This window comes from Chryseobacterium sp. PTM-20240506 (genome assembly GCF_048296755.1).
Taxonomy (GTDB): Bacteria; Bacteroidota; Bacteroidia; order Flavobacteriales; family Weeksellaceae; genus Chryseobacterium; species Chryseobacterium proteolyticum.
The window spans coordinates 3,973,754-3,995,240 of record NZ_CP182581.1 but is presented as its reverse complement, the minus strand read 5'-3'; the positions used below and the strand labels follow the sequence as shown (position 1 = coordinate 3,995,240).

Below are 21,487 nucleotides of genomic sequence, written 5' to 3'. Positions count from 1 at the left end.
AAATTAAAGTCTGTTTTTTTTATAACTTTTTAAGATTTATGATTAATAATTAAGAAAAAAACGACAACTCATCATGGCACGTACCTACCATTTGTCTATTTCTTGGGCATTACCTTATAAGTGGGATCATCTTCTATGCTAACATCAATTACCGCTTCCGCTGTTTTTAAAATTTTCCTGCAGTCTTCGCTTAAATGGCGTAGGTGTAAGGTTTTATTGAGCTCATGATACCGTCTGGACAGCTTATCCAAAGCATCAATTGCACTCATATCAACAATTCTGCTTTCTTTAAAATCCACGACAACCTTATCCGGATCGGCTGCCGGATCAAATTTCTCTGCAAATGCGGTTACAGATCCGAAAAATAAAGGGCCGGAGATTTCATAATACTTCACTCCATCTTCATCAACGTACTTTCTTGCTCTGATCCTTTTTGCATTATCCCAGGCAAATACCAACGACGCAATGATGACTCCTACAAGAACAGCTAAGGCCAGATTATGCAAAACTATTGTTATCATCGCGACGATCACCCCAACAAATATGTCAGACTTTGGCATCTTATTGACAATCCTTATCGAAACCCACTGAAAGGTACTGATGGCTACCATCATCATTACCCCTACCAAAGCAGCCATTGGAATTTTTTCAATAAATGGTGCTCCTATCAGAATAATAATCAAAATCGTTATTGATGCAATGATTCCTGAAAGCCTGGCTCGGGATCCTGCATTGAGATTAACTAACGTCTGAGCTACCATGGCACAACCGCCCATTCCGGCAAAAAAACCATTGGTAATATTAGCAAGTCCCTGAGCCACAGATTCACGGTTAGCATTTCCTTTGGAATTGGTGATCTCATCAACCATCGAAAGAGTTAAAAGAGATTCTATAAGGCCTACACCAGCCATGATTAATGCGTAAGGAAATATAATTTTCAGGGTTTCCAACGAAAATGGTACGGCAGGAATATGAAATGCCGGAAAACTTCCGCTGATGTGTGCAATATCCGCGACAGTCTTTGTATGGATATTTAATCCCAGAACAAGTCCAAAAACAATAATAATGGCAACCAATGAGGCAGGAACCACTTTGGTCAGTTTAGGAAAAAAATAAACAATGGCTATCGTAAAAGCCGTAAGTCCGGCCATAATATATAAAGAACTTCCCTGAAGCCAATGAACGGCTCCGTTGTCATCTACAAATTTAAACTGTTCTACCTGAGCCATAAAAATAATGACCGCTAAACCATTCAAAAACCCATACATAACAGGCTGAGGAATGAGGCGAACAAATTTCCCCAGTTTAAAAACACCAACCAATATCTGGAAAACTCCTGCTAAAGCAACGGTTGCGAACAGATATTCTACTCCATGCGATTTAGCCAAAGCAATCAATACCACGACTGTAGCACCTGCTCCTCCGGACACCATTCCCGGCCTCCCTCCAAAAACAGCCGTGATCAATCCCATTAAAAAAGCAGCATACAAACCCGTAAGCGGAGAAAGTCCCGCAAGAATCGCAAATGAAAGAGACTCCGGGATCATGGTCATTGCGACAGTAAATCCCGCAAGTAATTCATTTTTATAATTAATTTTTTTAGGAAAATCGAAGATATTAGTGAATGCATCCATAGTTAATCACAAAGGTAAATACTTGAAATATTATACACAATAAACGAATTCTCAAAATAGCATAAACGAATAAGCATTATTTCAAATAATTCACACATAAATTTATATTATTAAAAATATAAAAATTTAAAACCTTAATTTTTCCGTTAATGTCATTTTTTAACATTATTTATTACTTATATTTTTTGCATCAATTTTAAATTTTTCTATATTTGAAAATCAAGAAGTTGATTTTTTATTATATAACTTTAAATTAAAATAAGATTTTTCTTATTTAACTTTTATAAAAAAAATTAATCTACGAGTAAACAATATAAAGAAAAAATTGAATGAAAGGGCTTTAGATAATATATTATTGCTACTGCAGTCATAAAATCTGATATCTATAGTATTTTATTAGACGAGACAAAAGATAAATAATCGCTAAAAGCATCGATGGAGGTTAGAAGGATACTCAAGTCATTCTTTACATACTAAAAAATTCAGCAAATAATAGCTATGCTATTCCAGAAGTTTTGCTTTTTACCATCTTCGCTGCTCACAAGGGCAATTGATTACCTATTTTGTAACATATTCTATTATTTCTATACGTATCACATATTCAGAATACAGTTGATATACTATTTTATCTAATCTATCTAAGCAAACACTAATTATAAAATATTATCTAATAAAAATGTTATACAAAGAAATACATATCGGGCAATTCGTGAAAGAGCGGGTTGACGATAAAGGAATTACAATGGAAAGAATTTGTAATTTCTTAAACAAGGATGAAGAATTTGTTGAAAAGATGTACAACAGCAAATCGATAGATACAGAAGTTCTGCTACGATGCAGCAAATTACTGGAGTACGATTTTTTCAGATTATATAGTTCTCACCTTATTTTATATGCTCCACCGGCAGCAGTAAACAAGAATACGGAGAAATCAGACAAAATCCCTTATTTCAGAAAAAACATTTACACACAGGAAATAAAAGAATTCATCATTAAAAGAATTCAATCAGGAGAGATGACTCTGAATGAGGTCATTAAAGAATATTCTATTCCTAAAAGTACCCTTCACCGTTGGCTGCAAAAAATAAACACACCCATTAAATAAGATATAATGCGACCAAATTACAGCAAGATTTACCATGATATGCTCAGACTGGAGCATCCGGATAAATTAGAAGAACCCAAAATTAAAGAACTACTGAAAAGACTTAACACTTCTGACGATGTCTTAAAATTCAATGAAAGAATTTTTGAACAATCAAAAGAAAGCTCAAAAAACAATCAAAAACTAAAGACCTACGACAAAAAAACAATGCTTAAACTGCTGCAATATCAAAAAAAGCATGGCTTTTCGACAAGTTATATGTCTAAAAAGTACAAGATAAGCAGAACTACCATTGCAAAATGGAAAAAGAACTTTGAAGAAGAAATCAGTTAAAAAAAATAATAAAAAGCCGGCGAATGATTATTTGCCGGCTTTTTATTTAAGCTGGATAGGTCTGTACATTCGAATCATAATGCCTATCATAGCTTTTCTATAAAGAAATAAAATATTGATTTTTTTAATCAACAGATTGATAACTTTGTTCATCATGAAAGAAGAGCACGAGCTGAATATTGTATCATTTGTCGGTCGTTATTTCAATTACATCCTTCCCGAAAAGGAAATGGACATTGTATGCCTGTCCGTCAGTGGCAAAGAGATAATACCTCTTGAGGGTAACCGCATTCATTTTTATATGATTATTATAGGAGTGACGGGTAAAACCAGGATCAAAGCAGGCTCGCATCAATTTTTAATCAAGCCCGACAGTGTTTCTGTGATTCCGGCAGAATCATGGGTAGCATTAGAAAAGCCCCAGAAAACATTTGATGCAAAATTCATCTTTTTTGAACCTTCATTTATAAAAAAAGGCTGGGCTTACAACCATGTGCTGAATGATCTCATGTTCATTAATCCCAACTATCCTCCGACATTTCCTCTGAAAGGAAAACAACAAAAAGATTTCCTGTACAAATTCAATAAAATTTCACAGGAAATAGACACAGAAGCTCCCTTCGGAATGGAAATGATACGACTTTATCTTGTACAGATTTTATTTGAATACAATAGGATTTGCGAAATCTGCCTGCTGAATTCCGATACTTCGATCAACCGGAAATTTCAGATTATGCACCGCTTCCGGCAGCTTGTTGACATGCAATTCAAAGAAAATAAAACCGTGGCATCTTATGCGGACCAAATGAACATAACCCCTAAATACCTCAGCGAGTGTGTAGCTGAACATTTAGGATATCCGGCTTTAAAAGTTATTCAAAACAGAATCTTGCGGGAAGCTGAAGTACTTCTGAAATATACTGAGAAAAGTATTAAAGAGATCAGTAATGAACTGCAATTTGACTCACCAACGCATTTTTCCCGCTTCATACAACATCAGAAAGGCAAAACTCCCACAGAACTTAGACAGCAACCGTAAAATTGGTCATTTAAGCCGAAATCCGGCTCTCCTATTTTCTTGTCTTTATGTATAGCTTTGTATCATCACATTAAACAAAAAAATCATGATCAAAGGATTATATGAAACCCATATTCAAGTGAGTAACCTGGAGAATGCCATTCAATTTTACACTGAAGTATTAGGCCTCACACTGGCTCATCGTGACGAAACGAGACCTATTGCATTTTTATGGATTGGTAAAGGAAAGGACTTTATGCTGGGTTTATGGGAGCAAAAAGAAAATTTACAACCACGGCATTTTGCTTTTTCAAGTGATAAGGAAGACATCTTGAACTATTCTGTTGACTATTTACAAAACAGAAATCTGAAACCTTATAATTTCTTAAAAGACGGGATAGACAAGCCTATGGTTTTTGCATGGATGCCGGCTTTAGCTATTTATTTTAATGATCCCGACGGAAATCAACTGGAATTCATCTCTGTTTTAGAAGGTGAAGGCAGACCTGAATGGGGTGTAATTTCTTATGAAGAGTGGGTCAGTAAAAATAACGAGGGGAAATAAATTCATCCGCTCAAAATCTTTTTGAATTAAAAATTCTGGCCCGTTTGCGGACCAGAATTTTCAAATTGGCGTACCATCAATTCTGAAGAAAATTAACAATTTCTTCAGACGTATCCACGAGTACATGTCCCTTATTTTCATCAATAATTGTTTTCAAGTCCGGCAATATACCTCCAAGACGTTTTGAAATCTGTTCTGTAGACCGGATAACATCTCTTCTTCCTCCAATGAACAAAACCGGCATGGTAAGGTTCTCCAACTCCTCATCCTGAAAGATATACTCTTTATCCATCCGTGCATTGACATGATCCTGCATTAGATCCATAAACTCTATAACCTTTGGATCAACGGACTGTTCTCCTAATATAATTTCGTTGATTTTTTTCCTGCCCGCTTTCCCAAACAGCGAGTAGAATATCGCCTTAAATATAAAACTTCCTGCAGTTCTTACAATACCGGCTGGTGAAAGCAAAACCATTTTGTTTACCCTTTCAGGAAAACACCCTGCAAAACGCACTGCCAGCCATCCTCCCTGGGACAACCCTACAATATGTGCTTTTTTTATCTGCATTGCATCAAACACCTCATGTAACCACAGGGCATAATCCATGGTTTCATAGGAAAGCCGCGTCTCCGCACTTTTCCCGGGTTCACCGATAATATCAACGGCTATTACTTTATACTTTTGAGCATAAACATGGAAATCTGAGATCCATGACGTCGAATTGGATGACGCGCCATGTAAAAGCACAAGAATGTCTTCATTTTCCTCACCGGCTTCTACCATATATGTATCTCCAAAACTTGTTTTACATACTCTTTGCTTAATTCCCACACCACAACCCAGCAGCGCAGCATCATACATTGTCAAGATCTTTTGTCTTCCCTGATCATTCTTAAAAACGGTATTTTTTCTCATTACCTATAATTTTTAAAATTTCCTTTTACTTATTCAGATGGTACTAAAAAAGCAGATTTCTTTACAGAAACCTGCTCATATATAATAATTGGGGCAGTTTTCTATTTTGCGAAAATCTCTTTAAGCTGGGAAACAATATTGCTGTTTCCGGATACGGTAATATCTCCGATTTTATCCGCGATCCTTTCCATATATTCCATTTCTTTCAGTTTCCACAACACTTCATTTTCTTCCATCAATTTTGCGGTATTCAGCAAGCTCCTTGTAGAAGCTGTTTCCTCCCGACGCATGATGTTATTGGCCTGAGCCTTTTTCTCCGCAATCAAAACCTGATTCATGATCTCCTTCATTTCTCCGGTAAGAATAACGTCACGGATCCCCGCATCCGTAGTTCTCAGTCCAAGATCTTCACCCTTTTCACCCATATTAGCAAGAATCTCCTGTCCTACATTATCCTTTTTCACCAGCAATTCATCCAGTGTTAAAGCCCCAACAAATTCACGCAAAGCCAATTGCATGATAATGTATAGTTGCTTATCATACTCCTTATTATCCATCAATGCTTTCACCACATTTTCAACCTGGTAACGGACATAAAAATTGATACGAAGCATTGTTTTATCTTTTGTTAAAAGTTCCTGACCTGCAATCTCCATTTGTTGCATGCGGGTATCTACACTTTTTACTTCAACAGAAATTTCATTCATCCAGAAATAATAAGTCCCTGCTTCCAGCACTTTTGTCAGCTTTCCATCAATAATGAGCAAACCATTGTATTGACTGGTAACCACAAATTTTCTCACCAGGTTTTTCAATTTTGGATTTTCCAGAATCGTTTTGGAAATTTTTTCAGTAATATCAACTTTCGTCATATCAATCTTTTGAAAGGTCCTGTTTACGACATCTTTCCAGGCAGCATATTGCCCTACATGCAGAACTTCTTTAAAGATTCCGTTTTCATAGACTAAAACAAGTTCTCCGTCTTTTACCTCAACCAATTCAAGCATAGCGCTTAACTCCTGATGTTTTAGTAAAAGCAGCAGGTCGTCATTTATCTGCAAAAGTGTTTTCATTTCATAGATATCCACAGATTTATTTCCAAAAATCCAGTGATGGCCTTCTCGTAAAATCTCAATAAGATTCCGGTTTTTAAATACCAGACCTACCTGATATGCATTAATTTGTACATTTCTAAACATCATATTATATTTTAAGGTTATTTTATACTTTATAAAAGGAAAAAAACTGAGGATTTTTCTTCTGAAAACAGCGGAAATAAGCATTTCTGAAAGAATTATTTCAAGACATACATGACAATACTACTTTCTGGGTACACGGGCTTTTGAGCGTTTTCACTGTCACTGCTACACAAAAAAAACTTCATTTACACCATCCAGCTTTTTATCATGATCCGTCAGGTTATTTTTTCACAAAAAACTTTTTTACAGGCTTCTCCAAAATATTGACTGAACAACTGAAAAAGCTCAGACTTTTTCCATACATACATTTTTTGAAGAGAAATATTAAACTCTGCAAAATAGATTTTGAGTCTATTTTAACCTACGTTAAAAGCGTAGTGCTCTGACCAACTGAGCTATCTCATCCGAAATGAGAGTGGGAATCGAACCCACGCATAAAGCTATTACTCTACCCAACTGAGTTATATTTCCATAAGGAAACAGAAGGATTCGAACCTTCGACCCATAGCACATGGTAGAAGTTTTTGGAAAACTCCTCAAACCTTCAGATCAAGCTGAACAGAATAAGATCATGTTTCTCAACAATCCTTCTGCAATGGTGATATACCGAAACACTCAACAAGACCTGTCTGATATCTTCATTAAGGTTTGCTTTTTCCAAACCTTATTATTATTTCATTTTGATAATGCAAAGTAATAATAGAAATACGCAATCATTTTGCGTAATAAATTATTTATACAGGAAATCGATTTTCTTACTCTAAAAGACTTGTTTTTTAATTACCTATTTGGGCTATCCAGTCATTCACATTTTGAATCAATTAAATAATAAAATTAACTAACCATAATACGTAATTAATTAAAATGTTTATATTTGCACAATAAAAATACTTGATAACTCAAATATAATTCAATGATAAGTACAGATTTATTACTGCTTATGAACGTTACAAAAGTGCAGGCCATTATTTCAAGAAAATTTGATGCATTGAGTGTGCATGGACTTAGCTTCAGTGATTTTACGATCCTGTATATTCTTATAGGGTCTTCAGAACATAAGATCCGCAGGATAGATCTGGCGGAGAAAACAGGTTTAACAGCTTCAGGGATTACACGCCTTTTGAATCCCCTTGAAAAAATAGGTCTTGTATCCAGAGAAGCCAATGAGAGAGATGCAAGGGTCAGCTATGTTGTAATCACTGATACCGGGAAAAAGGTCTTTGAAGAAGCAAAAAAAACAGCAGAAAATATTACAGCAGAAGTATTATCATTTAAGAAGAACAAATCTCTTAAAGCTACTTCAGAATTCCTATTTGAGCTGGGAGGATCGATACAATAATGAACAGACAATGGATTCAAATGAAAAATACAATTAAACAGCAACTTAGAGAAAAAGCTAAAAATCACCCTGTAACAATGGGAGTTCTTTCTATTAAAAATACCATAAACGGAAAGCAGTTTATCCAAGGCTCCCTTAATGTGGAAGCATTGGAGAATAAAATAAAATTCTCACTCAATATTGGCCAGTACACGCATCGGCAATTGCAGTCTGACTGGAATGAGTACGGTGAAAATGCATTTATATTCGAATGTATTGCGGTAGTGGAGCCCCAGAACAATCCTTATATCAATTACCGTCAGGAAGTTTTAAAGGCAGAAAAGAATTGTATCGAAGATATTGAGCTCCCGGAAAATCTTTATTAGTTATAAAAAAATGACAACATCTTATCTATATCCTACCTTCGAGGCAGGAAAACATTTATTCAGTAAAAATATAAAAGGTTCTATCGTTAATCTGAACCTGATTAAATTAAAAAAAGAAGCCGATTATTCATCTCATCCGGAACTGAAATCTTCCGGGATCACAAGTGGCTGGGATGCATATTGCCGATACATACAGGAAACAGAACCCTTTCTCACAGCCAGTGGAGGTGAAATTCTTTTTATTGGAAAGGGGGATCATTTTTTAATAGGGCCTGAAAAAGAGTATTGGGACATTTGCATGCTCATCCGTCAAAAAAGTGTAGGCGACTTTTTAAATTTTGAACAAAACGAAGAATACATAAAAATCGCAGGCCATCGCACCGCAGCTATTGAAGATTCTCGACTGTTACCCCTGGAAGAGATTCTGCTTCAATCGATAAAACCCAACAATGGAAACAGCAATCATTAACAATGTAGATTTATGCTACGAGATCTTTGGAGAAAATAATAGTACTTCTATAATTTTAATCTCAGGATTAGGCAGCCAGATGATCCGATGGGATAATTCTTTCTGCGAGCAACTTTCTTCACAAGGCTTCAAAGTCATCCGTTTTGATAACAGGGATTCCGGGGCTTCTGTTTTTACTGCGGAAAAAGAAATCCAATTCGGAGGAAATATCGAGCAAACCTTTTCAGAGATCAGAAAAGAAGACATTCCCTATTCACTGAAGGATATGGCAAAAGACGTTATAGGGCTTATGGATCATCTACACATTAAAAAGGCTCATATTATTGGCAGATCCATGGGTGGGGTGATTGCACAATTGCTGGGCTCTTGCTTTCCCGAGAGAGTATCATCGATCACCATTATTATGTCTACCTCACTCAATCCTCAGCTGCCTTCTGTACATCCGGAGGTTATGGCAATGATGACCCAACCACCTGTTGATTATTTTACCAACAAAGAAGCTTATATTAAAGAAAAAATCATTTTTGCCAAAAGGATATCAGGCAATTTCCCTTTGAACGAAATGCAGGAAAGAAGTTTAATAGAACAGGAATTAGTCCGTTCTAAAACAAAAAATGGTATGCTCAGGCAAATGTTGGCTATGGGCTCCTGGATATACAACCCCAATGACCTGCAACAAATTTTAGCACCTGTTCTTATCATTCACGGAACAGATGACCCTATTTTTCATCCTGAATCTGCCAGAGATCTTTACCGGACTATTCCGAATTCAGAGCTTATGATGATCGAAGGAATGGGACATTCCATCCCGGAAGAGCTTTATATCCCAATCTGCAAAAAGATTATACAAACTGTAAATTTATCGGAAAAATAAAACTCCCTTCTTAGAAAGGGAGCTTTACAGTAATTAGTTATTTTGCAGGCACCAATGTAAAATCTTGGCAATATTTTTAGCATCGTCCACACCGCGGTGATGGATTCCTTCCAGCTTAAGATTAAGTTCCCCTAAAGCCCTGCTCATTCCTACACTTTTCCTGATCGTAGGATGAACACACCCGAATAATGTCTTCACATTAATATGACTATCACTTAAGGGATAATCAAGATTAAATCTTCTGGCCTGGTTTTGAAGCATGTTCAAGTCATAATTGCCATAACTCGCCCAGGTAAGATGTTCTGAATGATATTCTGCCCGGAGTATATCTAAGGCATCACCAAATAAAACACCTTCTTCATCCAGCATCTTTTGGGTGATGGTAGTCAGCTCCGTACAAAATGGGCTCACCTTTGAATATTGAGGTCTTACCAAAATCCCTTCGTTTCTTGAGATCTCGCCGGTCTTTGCATCCATAACGCAAACCCCGATTTCAATGATCTCACTTTCTTGTCCTCTTGGCGGCCGGCTGTCCCAACATGTTGCTTCGAGGTCTATAATAAGTATATGATCTGTTGTTTTCATAGTTTTTGTCGTACATGTATAAAAATGTACTTTGTTATTAATAATTGGGCAACTTTAAATGAGCTCTGGTTCCTATGTCAGATCAACCTAAAAGAGCTCATTCTGTTTTTTAAAATTTTCAAGCAGGTTAATAATATTCTTTTTACCCACCGGATTCATGGAATGACTGTAAAATTGAGGTACATCCAAATGATGATCCATACAATATTCTATCAGCCATTTTGCACAGTCATATCCCGTCTTTTCGGAATCCTAGTTACCGGTGTGCTCTCCATCAGCAAGGTCGTGATCAAAAGAGATCATTTCCGGAAGTCCCTTTTCCGAAATCCAATGGATAAACTGCTTATAATTCCGAACAATGATCCAGTCTTTCAATAAGAAAAAATCCTGTTTTGTATAGTGATAGGCTTCTTCCGGACACCTGATATCATCAAGAAACAAAAGCTTTTGTATCATTTTCATAAAATCATCAAGATTTATTATTAAACCATCATATCTGCACAATTGGAGCTCGCAAAAGCATAAGGTTTAGCTTTGAATACATATCCCATTCCCAAAATATACCCCATGGCATCTTTCAAGGCTACATTGGATTTAAAATCAGGATCTGTATTGATATCAGCATGAACTTCCATTTCCACCCCATATTTATCTAAAACAGGACAGATGGTATAAGCAATTTCTACAGATTTATTCACCTCATTAAGCATCCGCTCTTTGATGCTGATTGTTTGAATTTCTTTTTGTTTTCTGATAAAAGTAAACGCACCTTTTCCTTCACGAATAAATACTACTGCCGTAGCATAACTAATAGTATCTCCATACACATGAGAATCTGATCCCACACAAACTTTCAGTCGGTATCCATTAGCTTCTTCGCGGATGATGGCTTCTTCTATCAACTGTGTGATAGGCTTGTGGAAAAATTTCCCACTCATATTCTGCCATATTTCTTGTTGCGTTTCCATTTTTTTACATTTTTTTAAAATTCTACATATTGTTCTTTATAATTGATAAGCGATGATTGAGTAAAGATTTTGTTGATTCATCAGGACTCGAACCTGAACAACAAGAGTCAAAGTCTTGTGTGCTGCCGATTACACCATGAATCATTCTGCAGTACTGAGTTACATATAAGTTTTGTCCGCAATTACAGAACAGACAGGATCGAACCTGTACCTTCGTTAATTATCATTGATTATAGATAAATAAAAATTCATTATAAAAACCAAATGGTTATTTATCTTTATATGAATTAACATTTTGTACAGGAAAAGGGATTCGAACCCTCAATATCTTGAGTCTAAGTCAAGTGCGTCTGCCAGTTCCGCCATTCCCGTATTTTTTTACAAATTATAAATGATGAGATATTATAACAGATAAATTATAATAGCTGCAATCATTGATCTATGATCAATCATCACTTTTAGTTAAGGTTAGAGAAAGTTTGTCGGTGTAAACTTTTGCTTGTTAGTGTTTGTAAAGATCTTCTGCGCTTGACAAACCCTTCTCTTTCCCCTTTCGTTATATGATTGATCAATGATGATTGATCATTGATTGATAAGATATTAGTCTTAAGATTTATGAATCATCTTTTATCTTTTATCTTTTATCTTTTATCTTTAATTAATAATAATAATCAACTGATTAGGAATCGAACCTAAGCGACAAGAGTACAGTTCCTGCATGCTGCCATTACATTATCAGTTGATTGTAGTGGAAGTGGTAGGATTCGAACCTACTCAGCAATAAAGCAACAGATTTACAGTCTGCCCCGGCTCTCCAACTCCGGCGCACTTCCCGATTTGTATAAAGATCAGTGATAAAGATGAATAGAGGTTTTGATTTCATCATAATTTCTGATCATTATAATGGAGTAAGCAAAAGGCCTGTCTTAATTTTTTGTTTGATATAAGAACTTCTGCGCCCGACATCCTTTTAACTTTTCTCCGGAACTAATCTCATTTTAGTTATTTGAGATGGTTATGGGATTAAAACCCACTCAGCTTACGCAACGGTTTTGCAGACCGCCCCGACTCTTCCACTTCGGCGAACCATCAGGTTTTATTCATTATAATTGATCGTTCATTAGTGATAATTGACCTGCATTACAACTTTTCGCGTTCAATTAAAAATAGTCTGGAAAGCAAGATTCGAACTTGCGACCTCCCGCGTCCAAGGCGGGTAAACAACCACCGTTATCTTTCCAGTGATAAGGTTCAGCTTCCTATTTCTTTTCCGAGAGACAGTCGGAGCCGAAATATTCCGTGAACCTTGCGGTCTATGCGAGAATCGAACTCGCAGTGTCCAAGAGACAGTCGGGCAGGTTAGCCATTACCTCAATAGACCTTTTTGCGGAGAGCAAAGGAATTGAACCTTCACGACTATCGTAGAACTTATGAGCATTAAGCCGCAACCAACCCCTATTTATCTACTCTCCTTTTAATCCCAGAGAAATTAAACCTCCGCTTTTTCCGGTTTTAAAAGACCGGTGGTCGGTTCATTAAGCTAAGGAATTGTACTTTGGGTTTCTCCGGGGATCGAACCCTATTCTCCGGTGCCACAAACCGACGCTTTACCAAATAAGCTAAAGAAACCATAAAAAAAGCACCTCTTTTCGGGAGGTGCTGTATATATTTTGACGTGTCAGATCAATAGCTGACCCAAATATATAAGCACCTTTTATCCACAAATTCACTATCCTGAAGACATGGGTAACCTTTCGGTTCCTCTGCTTGTAGTCTTGAATACGGATTAAATATGTAATGCAATTGTTTCATTATATTTTTTGTTTTAAACACTTTTTGAAATTCTGAAAACCTGTTGCTTTCAATTTTCGATTGCAAAGTAAATATGTTTTTTTTTAACTCGCAAATAAATCCCAGATATAATAACTTAAAAATCAATAAGTTACATTAAATAAAAAGAAATAGAAATTCCTGTCCGCAAATTATTGCAGATACTTTAATTACCTAAATGACTGTCTCTCACCGGTTTGTTTATCACTCTATTTTATTGTATTAAAATTTCATCGCTAATTAAAAATTTTCACTTTTTTGGTTATTTTTTTTCATTCTAAATAATTTCTGTTCTAAAAACACAAAAAACGCCCCGTGAATCGAGGCGTTTTTGCAGTATTTTGATTAAATCTTTACGAGTTTACAGTAAATAATTTACAAAGTCAGCACATTTTACCTCATTCCATATCATGCATTCATATCCAAACGAATCCTTTAGTACAGGGCTATCGCATAGATTTAAACTGATATGTGCTGTTTGTATTGTCATAATTTTATGTCCGCAAAGATAATATTTTTCCTGATAAAATGGTGGTTTTGAAAGCTTCAGCCATTATGTTTGTTAGGAATTTATAAAGATTACTATGGAATTTTTAAGTCTTTTAATCTTTTAATTCAAACATCAATTAATTCCTGAACATCTTATTCCTTCCAGTCTTATACCTTGAAATATCTTTTAAAATAAGCGAATCATCAGGATTAAAATATTTTAGCTCATTTACAATTTCGGAATGAGTTTCTACCTTTTCGGAAATGATCTCATAAGCAATATTTCTCGTGACAGTCTGAAGGGAAGAGTTCTTTTTAAATTCATACTTCATAGCCTCCAGATAAATCAGCTTTTTATCTGCTGGCGTTTCTTCATATAAATGCTGAATTTCCCTTTCTAATTTTGTAGAATCAAAAATATTTGCAAAATAATTATTCAGACAATTGAAGGCATCTTTATTTTCTTTCCATCCTGTTAATAGGATTTTCTGTGCTTCATCAGGCATTTCCATCTTTTTTCTGTAGATCAGCGAGGCTTTTACCATCTGGCTGTTATCCACGAAATCATCTGCCAACATCTGATAATAGATATGTGCATTTTTGATATCATTCATCTCTTTATAAAGATCACCTACTTTTTCTTTCTGATCGAGTTCTTTATAAAGATCAATTGCTTTTCTGTATTGTTTTGCTTTTTCATAGCAAGCCGCAGCATCGGATTTATTATGCAACCTTTTCAGATAAATAACGGCTGCCTCATTATAAAATCCCCCATTTTCCAGTGTTTTTGCTGCCCTGTAATTATCCTGTAGGAGGTTCATATAAACTTTTGCGGCTTTTTTGTAATCTCCTTCTGTAATATATTTTTCTGCCAGCTCTTCATACTTACTACGGATTCTGTCAAAAAGAGAATTTTCAAGGTAAAAGTTTCCTCCCGAATTTCCTCGCCTTCCGGAACGTTGATCATTTTTTTCTTTATCCTTCAGGCTGATCATTACCACAAAAATTATGATAGCCACCGCGACAAAAATACCCAAGGTGCCCAATACACTCCAGAAACTCTGATGAAAAAGTTGCGCTACAAGCCCCAGCACTTTAAGAAGTACCAGTATTAAAAATGCTCTGATAAATTTATCTATAAACTTCTGCTTATTCATCTTTATCGGATTTTAAAATGGTTTTGTCCTCGCTGAATAAACGATATACCAATAAGATGACACAAATAACCAGGAACCATACAAACCAGTTATACCCGTACATCCCGATCAACGGATAAAAAAGATAAATCAGCATTCCTATCAAAATAAGAACCAGGAATATTTTAATACCACCGGGTACATTATCGCCTCCGATATTCAAGGTTTTCTTCCGGAAGAAATAAGAATAAAGTCCTACACTTCCGATAATCAGAATGATCAGCCAAACAATCTCGGAGAATGAAATGTCTTTCGATGGTGTGCTTTCATCACCCAAACTTCCTTTTGTATCTGCATTTTGACCGGATGAAAAATGGGGTTCCGCACTTTCTAAAGTTCCATAAAGCCTTCCAAGAGAATCTTCCATTAACACCTGCTTTTTTCTCCAGATACTTTTTACAATTCCCTGATCAACAGGTTTATCATGATTTTTATTTTTGATGGAATCGGAAATTTTACGCTGGTAATCCCTGGATTTGTCTGCAATATGTTTTGCTATTTTCCTGTTGTAAATTTTCTTTAGAAAATCCCGCGTGTTACTTTCTTTTGCCCTGTAATTTTCAAGCTTCTTTTCCACCTTATTCATTTCCTTCGCGTCGGATCCTTTGGAAGCTGCGGCATAGTCTTTCATTAATTCCTTTCTTTCATTATGATACAAGGAATCAATCTTCATATCTATTTCGGTGAGACCGGATTCAAAGGCTAACTTGCCGGGATTCTGATTTTTCAAAGCCTCCTTTGAGAATACATTTCCTGAAGAAACAGGGCTTTCTGTTGTTCCCTCTTCTTTAGTAAAGCCTATCATAATTCTCCCGACAATAATTATGATCCATAATGCAAGGAGAGCCCACCGGTAATCCCTTTGTTTACCATTTGCCCCGTTTCCTCCCCATAACCGGCTCAGCCAATTGTTATTAAATCTGAACTTCCCGGAACCATCTCCTCGGGAAGTTCCCATAATATCCAGAGGCACGCCCAAATCTACAGCCCGATCAGGATATTTTTCTATATACTTTAGATATTTTTCGATTTCTTTTTTGTTTCCCGCCATCACTTTTTTCAGATCAAAAGGCAGGTTTTTCATCCATTCTTCTTCTGTTGTTGAGGTCCGCAGAGATTCCATCATTTTTTCATCATCAATTTCCACTGCAAAACTTTTGATTTCTTTAGGAATATAAACTCCGTTTAATGGTTTGCTGACAGAAGATCCATTCTTTTGTGGTTCTTCAAGCAATGTGGCCCAATCTATTTCTTCTCTTAATTTTACCATTCCGAATTCGGGATGGATGATCAGAAACTGAGAATCAATATGGAGCCAGTCTTCAGGAGTGACCTTAGGATAAAATGTAGTGTATTCAGGGATAAATAAGACCTCATCTATACATTGAAAATAAGAATTCCTGCCAACTTCCCGGGGTGCCTCATTATTAAAAACAATAAAACAGCCATAGAGAATATTAGGTTCTTTGGAAGGAATCGCAAATGTCATTACCTGGTCTAGGTCAATTCCTAAAGCATCCATTTCACTTAGCCATACGGAAGGTGAAGAACTCCTGATCAGAAGTCCTTTCCGGGGATAGTCATTTTTTGGAAAAGGTTTTATTCTAAGTTCCATATTCCAGAATTTGATTGATAAAAGGCTCCAGATAATCTGAACACATATCCCCCATTGTTCTCATCTTAAGCAAGGTGGTTTCAGGAAGGTAATATTCTGCTCCTCCAAATTCGGTATGGGTTGCCAGAGACAAAAAGCCATGTTCCGTAGAAGGGATATAAAATACCGGAATATTTTTATTACTGCTTTTGAAAGTTAATATCCCACGGGAATCCGTGATAATCTCACTTCCGTCTGAAAAAGTAAATTTATTTTTGTACTGATTCGCAATTATTTTTATCCTGTGATTATTTCGGTATAATGTCAGAGAATTGTCATAAACTTTCGCCAGCCTGTTATTTGATATGACGAGGCTGTTTTCAGTGTTGATTCCGATATTATTAAAGTTATTTAAAATCTTTATTCCGCTATTCGCCAGCTTTTTCATTTCAGTTTCTACTTTTGAATGATTCCGGGCTATCTCTTTATCATTCTTCACCGATTCAAATGAAATATTTCCATCGATATTAATATGATAGATCCAGGAGGATTCCGCATGATGCAGATAAAAACTTTTGTTAAAATAAATCAGCCGATAATCATTGGGTATATTTTTCCCGGTTAGATTGAGCTCAGAATATTCTTTGGTATTAAGATTAAGTTTTGAAATAATATGCTTATCAGGCTGGTACTGGCAAAGGATAAATTGTTGTTGCTTATTTTTAGCCAGAGCAAACTGCCCGCGGGGTCTTACCGAAATATTTTCGATTAAAACCTCACAGCCCCGATGTATTCTGTATCGGTCATAATAATCCTTATTATAATAATTATCAGACAAATAGGTTTTAAGCAGCTGCTTTTTATTGCTCAAAATAAAGAACTCCCCTTCATACAAAAAGGAAGCTATTTTGTTCATGGGTGTTGGAAAAAGAATAGGATAGTTCTTCGGAACATCCGTTTTTTTGCCATTCACAGAATCCTGATCAGCTTTCTGTTTTCGTTGTGGTGGATTAGCCCATAAGTCTTTTAGCGGAAGTACAATTTTCTGGATGTGTTTCCTTGTTCCTTTATGATGTTTGAAGAAATTAACCTCGCCATCAACAGATGTCGTTACTATAAACTTAAGCCTGTCCCTGTTTTCATGAATTACCTTTTGCAACCCTTCATTCATGAGATTTTCCTGGTTGGTGATAAAAAATACCTCAAGATCTTTTTCCGTGTGCTCATTCTGGAAAAACTTATCTAGAGCCTGGGAAACATCCAAAGCTGAGCTTACCTGATTCAGATGATCCACAACATTTTCCACGCTATCAAGAGAAACAGGAACACTTGTTTGCCCCAGAACGAAAACTTTACATTCCGAATGAGCTTTCGGATGCTTAATGACCGCAATTGCAGATGCATAGGCCAATACTTTCGGTATTCCCCAGTTTTTCAGAGAGGTATCTATTAAAATTATTCTTTCAAAAACATTTTCTTCCGGAGGTATCTCCCTTTGAATATAGAGGGTTTCGTTGTTGGCTATTCTGCTCATAAAAACCTCATCTTCATTTGCGAATTCCGACAAAAGCATTCGGTGAAGCTCCCCCTTATTGGTCATATCAGAAATTCCTCCTATCGGCTGTTCACCGGGAGAAAGGTGACGCATGGGAATTTTGAGGCCACTCCAGATTCTTTTGATCAGGCTTCCTACCTGAAATGTTTTAGGCTCTTCTATTAAATCCTGGATAAAATCATTATTGGATTCTACGGTTATCTCCTCTTCTGCAACCTCATCATCCAGCTCCGGCTCAGTGCCAAAGCCTTTCATCGCATAAATAATTGACTCTACCGAAGGAAATTTTTCATTGAGCCACACAAGAACTCTGGTATCCTTTACCAGAGATGAGGATGTTACGGGTATTTTTTCAGCACTTTTGGCCAGAGCATAAGGATTTTTTGCAAACTTTTTCAGAAGCAATGAACCGGATGGTGCAGAGATCCTGTTATGGGCATTGTGAAATAATGTTTGCAGCAAAAGAATTCTGTTTTGCCCTTTTTTATAAGATTTACCCAATTTATTCAGGTTCCCCAGAAAATTGATAATGCAATTAACCTCAATATTTACTTTGGCTTCCCTTTCAAGCTTTTTTAAATAATACGAAACGGCATTGAAATTAAGATAGCCTTCCTGGGTTGCATAAAGTACTAACAATAAAGCTCCAAAGGGAGGGATTCCCTGCAGATGTAATTCTTTCAGGACTTCAATTATATAAGGCCGGTATGCAATGGCTCCCACATTCGGAATGGACACAAGGTTATTTTTGTGATAACCTGTCTCATCACGCACATCTTCATCTGTATTCCATTCCCAAAAATATCCTTCGTAGGACTGGAAGTATTCATTTAGCTCCATTCTTTCGCTTTTTGAGTGAGCCGGTATGAGCTTATGGAAAGCTTTTTCAGATCTTTCTTAGCAATGGACAGATAACTTCCGTCTTCATTCCATAAAAGCCAATAGCTCAGGTTCTCATTATATTTTCTTTGAAGTAAAGCACTTACATTCTTAAATTCAAAATCAAATCCGGTGGGTAAAAGATGTCCTTCTTTCTCCCAATAGGTTTTTCCCGGTAGCCCCAGTAAAGGTGTACCCAGGAATAACGCCCTGTCTCCAATGATAATCCATTCGTTTCTTTCAAGTTTGAATGTAGGTAATGTCGGAATAACCGCTCCAATCTCCGACATAGGACTTAATAAAGCGATGGCAGGCTGTTCTGTAGTTTCAGGTTTTAGCCTTATCCTGATTTTTTCATTAATTCCAAAAAAATTCTGATTGGATGGCGGCAGTACCAGACGCAATGCCTGGTCAATAGGAGACCATAATAATGCAGTTCTTACTTTCCGGGTAGGAACTAAGGCTTTCTTTTTAAATAATAAACCATTACGGAGCTCATATAAAATGAAATTGGGCAATTGTTGCACCTCCGGAGAAGCAGCCTGCTCTTCAGTAAATCCTTTAAGCCAGATCGTCTCATCCTCCAAAGCAATCTGAAGATTTTTCCAGTTCCGGATCGAACCTAAAAAATCTTCATCAGCACGAGGTAATTCCGCCCAAAAGTCAATTACATGCTCTGTAAGATCCTCTGCCATAAGCCTTCTATTTCCTGTTGAATATATTGTTTCTGTTCAGGATTTTTAATCCAGTCACAGCGGGTTTGTAGATATCTCAGTTTATCTTTAATCACATTTTGTTCTTCAAATGTTGCAGATCCGCTATCCCATTTTTCCTGTAAGATCTTCACATCCTTCATTACCTCTTCAGGATTCGGCATTTTATTGTGCAATGCCTGAGGATGGCTTTGCGGGTTTTCATCCTTTTCGATGGTCCTGTTAATGATCCCTTCCAGAATTTCAATCTGCTCTTCCGTATCCCAAATATGTTTCAATACCCAAAGGTCAGAAAGTATTGCTTCACTTCTCCCGCAAATCAAAGCACTTGCAGCAATAAGGTTCTGAAGCTTTACCGCTCTACGGTCGGAAATTGCAATTCCGGTATTCCGGAGACTGATCACAGTATTGAGGTAAACTTCATAAATAGGTTTCAGATCCACTGTTTTACAAAGGTTCTGAAGCTCTCTTATTTCCTCGGCCCTAATTTCAGGAATATCCCTTTCCTCTGCATTTTCTAATCTTCTGCCTGCTAAAAGAACCTGTTGAAGCAGCTCAGGATTCACATAATCTACATTGATCCTGATAAGAAAACGGTCGAATAAAGCATTTAAAGCTTCATCTTCAGGTAAAACATTGCTTGCTCCCACAAACATGAGTGCAGGCAGATGCTTGGTTTCCTTTCCCCTCTTAAAGATCTTTTCATTCAAAGCCATCAAAAGCGAATTGAGGATCGCTGAATTGGCATTAAAAATCTCATCCAGAAAAACCATTGAAGCCTCGGGCATCATCCCTTCTGTATTGGTAAGAAGTTCGCCTTCTTTTAATTTCCTGATATCAAAAGGACCGAAAATTTCATTCGGTTCCGTGAAGCGGGTCAGCAAATACTCAAAATTCTTCCCATCTTTAACCGTTTGGGACAAGGTTCTTACAATAGCTGATTTTGCAGTTCCCGGCGGACCATATAAAAATGCATTTTCTCTGGCCAGAAGGCAGATCCCCAGCAGATCGACCACATCGTTTTTACCTACAAAAGTGTCTTTTACGTAATTGAGTACTGCATTAAGCTTTGAAATATTCGGAATCATTTATTTTCTTCTTCGTTTATAATTTTTAATTCTCGCCAGAACCCGTCTTTATGTAAGCCAAATTCAGCAACCAACAACTTGTTAATATAGGGTATTTCAGCCAACCTTTGAGCTCTTTTTTCAACAATCCTTTCAAGATATAGCTTCCGGTATGTCGGTTCTTTCAACTCTTCCTGCCAATTCATATTTTCGAGATCAAGATCATACCCTACACCCGAGTAATGGAATTGCAGCAAAATACTTTCCAATTTTTTTATCAAAGGATCGTCGGGGTCCAAATTCTGAAGAACAACAATTATCTGTGGTAAAAATCTCAGCGAAAGATCTGCTGATAAAAGTGCTTCGGAATTTTTCATTCCTCTAAATTCAGGGATGAACTGATCCAGGTCTTTTGCCGTGTTTTCCCTTATTAAATACAATTGAGCAGCATAATAAAGGACCTTAGCAGCCCAGACTGCAGCCTCTTTATCATACTCCAAATGATCCGTCAAAAACTCCAGTCTTTCTTTTTCAAATTCTGATTCAAAATAATCCGCGGCATCCTGTTCTTCTTTCTCTGAAATTTTTTGAATATTTGAAAAAATGGTGATACATTCTTCTTTACGGAGAAGAAATAAAGTATCCAGGAAAGGAGATGTATTTTCGGTCATATAACAAAAGTAAAATTATTTTTTTGAGAATAAAACTTTAATATCATTATGATTAAGAATTAATTAATGCCTCTGTCTTCGGTCAGCCACGGGAATACAAAGGCATAAAACAAATTTTTT

Annotated in this window: 19 protein-coding genes, 7 tRNA genes and 1 pseudogene; 8 read left to right on the top strand and 19 right to left on the bottom strand. The window is 36.5% G+C overall.

The window, feature by feature from the left end; all coding sequences use genetic code 11:
* Positions 1-95: 95 nt before the first annotated feature.
* Entirely contained in the window at positions 96-1,634 is a 1,539-nt protein-coding gene (locus ACNFU2_RS17875) for a SulP family inorganic anion transporter (protein WP_418122518.1), read from the bottom strand.
* A 676-nt stretch (positions 1,635-2,310) separates the two neighbouring features.
* On the opposite strand from ACNFU2_RS17875, the gene ACNFU2_RS17870 reads away from it, so the two are divergent.
* The 4 genes from ACNFU2_RS17870 (at position 2,311) to ACNFU2_RS17855 (ending at position 4,655) form a co-directional block, all read left to right on the top strand.
* On the top strand, positions 2,311-2,739 hold the full coding sequence (locus ACNFU2_RS17870; RefSeq protein WP_172283772.1) for a helix-turn-helix domain-containing protein: 429 nt from the start codon (positions 2,311-2,313) through the stop codon (positions 2,737-2,739).
* Between the two features lie 6 nt (positions 2,740-2,745).
* The gene (locus ACNFU2_RS17865) at positions 2,746-3,072 is read left to right on the top strand and encodes a helix-turn-helix domain-containing protein (RefSeq protein ID WP_172283770.1); all 327 of its coding nucleotides are present in this window, start codon (positions 2,746-2,748) and stop codon (positions 3,070-3,072) included.
* Between the two features lie 154 nt (positions 3,073-3,226).
* Positions 3,227-4,111 carry a helix-turn-helix domain-containing protein gene (locus ACNFU2_RS17860; RefSeq protein ID WP_418122515.1) on the top strand — a complete coding sequence of 295 codons (885 nt, stop codon included), beginning with the start codon at positions 3,227-3,229 and terminating at the stop codon, positions 4,109-4,111.
* An 85-nt stretch (positions 4,112-4,196) separates the two neighbouring features.
* A complete protein-coding gene (locus tag ACNFU2_RS17855) occupies positions 4,197-4,655 on the top strand; it encodes a VOC family protein (RefSeq protein WP_411251210.1) in 459 nt (152 codons plus the stop codon).
* A 76-nt stretch (positions 4,656-4,731) separates the two neighbouring features.
* Here ACNFU2_RS17855 and ACNFU2_RS17850 read toward each other — a convergent pair whose 3' ends face one another.
* The 3 genes from ACNFU2_RS17850 to ACNFU2_RS17840 form a co-directional block, all read right to left on the bottom strand.
* A complete protein-coding gene (locus tag ACNFU2_RS17850; protein ID WP_418122512.1) occupies positions 4,732-5,574 on the bottom strand; it encodes an alpha/beta fold hydrolase in 843 nt (280 codons plus the stop codon).
* A 101-nt stretch (positions 5,575-5,675) separates the two neighbouring features.
* Positions 5,676-6,776 (bottom strand): slipin family protein, encoded by a 1,101-nt coding sequence (locus tag ACNFU2_RS17845; RefSeq protein WP_418122510.1) that lies wholly within the window; start codon positions 6,774-6,776, stop codon positions 5,676-5,678.
* 402 nt (positions 6,777-7,178) lie between these two features.
* Positions 7,179-7,243 (bottom strand) — tRNA-OTHER (locus tag ACNFU2_RS17840).
* A gap of 443 nt (positions 7,244-7,686) precedes the next feature.
* Here ACNFU2_RS17840 and ACNFU2_RS17835 point away from each other — a divergent pair.
* From ACNFU2_RS17835 to ACNFU2_RS17820, 4 genes are read left to right on the top strand one after another with little or no spacing between them, the layout of a single operon-like run.
* Complete coding sequence (locus ACNFU2_RS17835; protein WP_273650741.1) at positions 7,687-8,112, top strand: MarR family winged helix-turn-helix transcriptional regulator; 426 nt, start codon at positions 7,687-7,689, stop codon at positions 8,110-8,112.
* A 20-nt stretch (positions 8,113-8,132) separates the two neighbouring features.
* On the top strand, positions 8,133-8,477 hold the full coding sequence (locus ACNFU2_RS17830) for a GIY-YIG nuclease family protein (protein WP_172283760.1): 345 nt from the start codon (positions 8,133-8,135) through the stop codon (positions 8,475-8,477).
* Between the two features lie 10 nt (positions 8,478-8,487).
* The gene (locus ACNFU2_RS17825) at positions 8,488-8,946 is read left to right on the top strand and encodes a DUF1330 domain-containing protein (protein ID WP_273650740.1); all 459 of its coding nucleotides are present in this window, start codon (positions 8,488-8,490) and stop codon (positions 8,944-8,946) included.
* The gene (locus ACNFU2_RS17820; RefSeq protein WP_418122507.1) at positions 8,927-9,820 is read left to right on the top strand and encodes an alpha/beta fold hydrolase; all 894 of its coding nucleotides are present in this window, start codon (positions 8,927-8,929) and stop codon (positions 9,818-9,820) included. Before ACNFU2_RS17825 ends, ACNFU2_RS17820 begins: the two co-directional genes overlap by 20 nt.
* Positions 9,821-9,853: 33 nt before the next feature.
* On the opposite strand, the gene ACNFU2_RS17815 is transcribed toward ACNFU2_RS17820, so the two are convergent.
* The 15 genes and pseudogenes from ACNFU2_RS17815 to ACNFU2_RS17745 all read right to left on the bottom strand — a co-directional run bounded on the left by ACNFU2_RS17815 (position 9,854) and on the right by ACNFU2_RS17745 (position 21,367).
* Positions 9,854-10,405 (bottom strand): exonuclease domain-containing protein, encoded by a 552-nt coding sequence (locus ACNFU2_RS17815; protein WP_418122505.1) that lies wholly within the window; start codon positions 10,403-10,405, stop codon positions 9,854-9,856.
* An 87-nt stretch (positions 10,406-10,492) separates the two neighbouring features.
* Positions 10,493-10,861: pseudogene (locus ACNFU2_RS17810) on the bottom strand (cyclic-phosphate processing receiver domain-containing protein).
* A gap of 26 nt (positions 10,862-10,887) precedes the next feature.
* On the bottom strand, positions 10,888-11,373 hold the full coding sequence (locus tag ACNFU2_RS17805) for a ribonuclease H-like YkuK family protein (RefSeq protein WP_172283751.1): 486 nt from the start codon (positions 11,371-11,373) through the stop codon (positions 10,888-10,890).
* Between the two features lie 72 nt (positions 11,374-11,445).
* A tRNA-Gln gene (locus tag ACNFU2_RS17800) sits at positions 11,446-11,517 on the bottom strand.
* Positions 11,518-11,671: 154 nt separating this feature from the next.
* Positions 11,672-11,745: transfer RNA gene (locus ACNFU2_RS17795), tRNA-Leu, on the bottom strand.
* Positions 11,746-12,122: 377 nt separating this feature from the next.
* Positions 12,123-12,206 (bottom strand) — tRNA-Tyr (locus ACNFU2_RS17790).
* A gap of 337 nt (positions 12,207-12,543) precedes the next feature.
* A tRNA-Pro gene (locus ACNFU2_RS17785) sits at positions 12,544-12,615 on the bottom strand.
* A 67-nt stretch (positions 12,616-12,682) separates the two neighbouring features.
* A tRNA-Asp gene (locus ACNFU2_RS17780) sits at positions 12,683-12,754 on the bottom strand.
* Between the two features lie 176 nt (positions 12,755-12,930).
* Positions 12,931-13,003 (bottom strand) — tRNA-His (locus ACNFU2_RS17775).
* Positions 13,004-13,829: 826 nt separating this feature from the next.
* Positions 13,830-14,849, bottom strand: coding sequence for a tetratricopeptide repeat protein (locus ACNFU2_RS17770; protein WP_418122503.1), 1,020 nt, complete (start codon positions 14,847-14,849; stop codon positions 13,830-13,832).
* Positions 14,842-16,503: an APC family permease gene (locus ACNFU2_RS17765; RefSeq protein WP_418122501.1), complete on the bottom strand. Its 1,662-nt coding sequence runs from the start codon at positions 16,501-16,503 to the stop codon at positions 14,842-14,844. Before ACNFU2_RS17765 ends, ACNFU2_RS17770 begins: the two co-directional genes overlap by 8 nt.
* Positions 16,493-18,877: a hypothetical protein gene (locus ACNFU2_RS17760; RefSeq protein WP_418122499.1), complete on the bottom strand. Its 2,385-nt coding sequence runs from the start codon at positions 18,875-18,877 to the stop codon at positions 16,493-16,495. The genes ACNFU2_RS17765 and ACNFU2_RS17760 overlap by 11 nt, the downstream gene beginning before the upstream one ends.
* The gene (locus ACNFU2_RS17755; RefSeq protein ID WP_306614508.1) at positions 18,868-19,611 is read right to left on the bottom strand and encodes a hypothetical protein; all 744 of its coding nucleotides are present in this window, start codon (positions 19,609-19,611) and stop codon (positions 18,868-18,870) included. The genes ACNFU2_RS17760 and ACNFU2_RS17755 overlap by 10 nt, the downstream gene beginning before the upstream one ends.
* Positions 19,584-20,717 (bottom strand): AAA family ATPase, encoded by a 1,134-nt coding sequence (locus ACNFU2_RS17750; protein WP_306614510.1) that lies wholly within the window; start codon positions 20,715-20,717, stop codon positions 19,584-19,586. The genes ACNFU2_RS17755 and ACNFU2_RS17750 overlap by 28 nt, the downstream gene beginning before the upstream one ends.
* Entirely contained in the window at positions 20,714-21,367 is a 654-nt protein-coding gene (locus ACNFU2_RS17745; RefSeq protein ID WP_273650731.1) for a hypothetical protein, read from the bottom strand. The genes ACNFU2_RS17750 and ACNFU2_RS17745 overlap by 4 nt, the downstream gene beginning before the upstream one ends.
* Positions 21,368-21,487: the final 120 nt, after the last annotated feature.